Source organism: Nocardioides sp. P4_G4 (assembly GCF_056401085.1).
Window position 1 is genome coordinate 1 of the sequence record NZ_JBFUKA010000171.1, and the last position, 2,353, is coordinate 2,353.

At 68.0% G+C, this 2,353-nt stretch carries 2 protein-coding genes; one reads left to right on the forward strand and one right to left on the reverse strand.

Annotated features, from left to right (window positions below; genetic code table 11):
- Window positions 1–54 precede the first annotated feature (54 nt).
- Entirely contained in the window at window positions 55–1,098 is a 1,044-nt protein-coding gene (locus AC1DQF_RS21485) for a sulfate ABC transporter substrate-binding protein (protein WP_477527255.1), read from the reverse strand.
- 213 nt (window positions 1,099–1,311) lie between these two features.
- Here AC1DQF_RS21485 and AC1DQF_RS21490 point away from each other — a divergent pair.
- Window positions 1,312–2,353, forward strand: a 1,042-nt coding sequence (locus AC1DQF_RS21490; RefSeq protein WP_477527256.1) for a 2-oxoacid:acceptor oxidoreductase family protein, incomplete at its 3' end; no start/stop codon positions are given.

Genomic DNA, 2,353 nt, shown 5'->3' on the forward strand with positions numbered 1-2,353 from the left:
TCCCCGCGGTGGCCGAGGGCCCGGGGGGCCCCGGCGTAGCCGTGAGGGTAGTCATCACTGCCCGGCTTCGCTCTGGATCTTGGTGATGATACCGAGCGGGTCGCCGTCCTCACCGGAGCCGAAGAACTTGTCGTTCGCGACGTCCCAGCCCTCGAAGTCGGTGTCGATGGTCTGCAGCGTGGCCGGGTCCGGGAACGGGTCCGACTCGTCGTTGGCGCCCGTCACGTCGATGTCGATGCCGTCGATGACCGGTCGGTAGCCGGTGGCGGCGTACTGCTCCTGGCCGGCCTCGCTCTTCTGGAACTCGAGGAAGTCGGTGGCCGCCTTCGACGCATCCTCCGTCACTGCGCACGGGTTCTCGATGAGAATCGAGGACTCCGGCACGACGTAGTCGAAGTCGGTGCCGGACTGGCGGGCGAGGATCGCCTCGTTCTCGTAGGAGAGCAGGACGTCGCCGGTGCCGCTGGTGAAGGCGGTGGTCGCGTCGCGGCCACTGTCGGGGAGCGCGGCGACGTTGCCGAAGAGGTCGCTCATGTACTTCTCGGCGTCCGCGTCGGAGCCGCCACCGGCGAGTACCGACCCGTAGGCGGCGAGCAGGTTCCACTTGGCCGACCCGGAGGAGGCGGGGTTGGGGGTCACGATGCCCACGCCGTCCTTGGCCAGGTCGTCCCAGCTGTCGATGCCCTTCGGGTTGCCCGTGCGCACGACCATGACGACGATCGAGTCGGTGCAGATGCCCTTGGTGTTGTTGTCCTTCCAGTCCTCGGCGACCAGGCCCGCCTTGACCAGGCGGGTGACGTCGGGCTCGAGCGAGAAGTGCACCTCGTCGGCCTTCTGGCCGGCCTCGACGGCCCGGCTCTGGTCGCCCGAGGCGCCGTACGACGTCTTGAACTCGACGTCCTTGCCGGCGTCGGTGTCGGCGAAGGCCTTGATGACACCGTCATTGGCCTGCTCCAGGACGGAGTAGCCCACGAGGTCGATGGATTCACCGCTGTCCGGGGTGGCGCCGTCGGAGTCGGACGAGCAAGCGGTCAGGGCCAGCATCCCGGTGAGTGAAGCGGCGACCAGCCGCCAGGAGGTCTTGCTGGGGATGTACATGTGAACTCTCTTTCGCATGCCCGAGATGGACAGTTAGTAAGTAATGTCGCGCAGACTACATGACTTAGAACAGATTCGTGGTGCTGGTCTGAACGTGTGGCGTGTCACCCCGCCCGGACGGTCCACGCAGCGGCATCCGGAGCGTCGTACGAGGGCCCCCTACTACAGTGGTCAGCCGGACGACAAGCAGTGAGGCATAGGGGTGACAAGGCCGTGACCAAGCAGGTCAAGCAGCTCGATCGCGTGATCATCAGGTTCGCCGGCGACTCCGGCGACGGCATGCAGCTGACCGGGGACCGCTTCACCCAGGAGTCGGCCGTGTTCGGCAACGACCTGGTGACGTTGCCCAACTTCCCCGCCGAGATCCGGGCGCCCCAGGGCACGCTGCCGGGCGTCTCGTCATTCCAGGTGCACTTCGCCGACCACGACATCCTCACCGCGGGCGACGCGCCCGACGTGCTGGTCGCGATGAATCCCGCCGCGCTGCGGGCCAACCTCGGCGACCTCCCGGTCGGGGCGACGATCATCGTGGACACCCACGACTTCACCGCCCGCAACCTCGCCAAGGCCGGCTACGACGCCAACCCGCTCGACGGCGACGACCTCGCCGAGTTCGCGGTGCACCGCGTCGACCTGACCGGCATGACGGTCGCGGCCGTCAAGGAGTTCGGACTCTCGCGCAAGGACGCCTCCCGCGCCAAGAACATGTTCGCCCTCGGCCTGCTGTCCTGGATGTACGGCCGGCCCACCGAGTCGACGACCTCATTCCTCGAGCGTCGCTTCGCCAAGGTCCCCGACATCCGCGACGCCAACGTGACGGCGTTCAAGGCGGGCTGGAACTTCGGCGAGACCACCGAGACGTTCATCGTCCGCTACGAGGTCAAGCCGGCCCCGATGGCGTCGGGCACCTACCGCAACATCACCGGCAACCTCGCGCTCGCCTACGGCCTCGTCGCAGGCGGCGTGCAGTCCGGGCTCCAGGTGTTCCTCGGGTCCTACCCGATCACCCCGGCCTCCGACATCCTCCACGAGCTCAGCAAGCACAAGTCCTTCGGCGTGACGACCTTCCAGGCCGAGGACGAGATCGCCGGGGTCGGCGCCGCCATCGGCGCGTCCTTCGCCGGCCAGCTCGGGGTCACCACCACCTCCGGTCCGGGCATCGCGCTCAAGTCCGAGGCCATCGGCCTTGCCGTGATGACCGAGCTGCCCCTCCTGGTCATCGACGTCCAGCGCGGCGGCCCCTCCACCGGCCTGC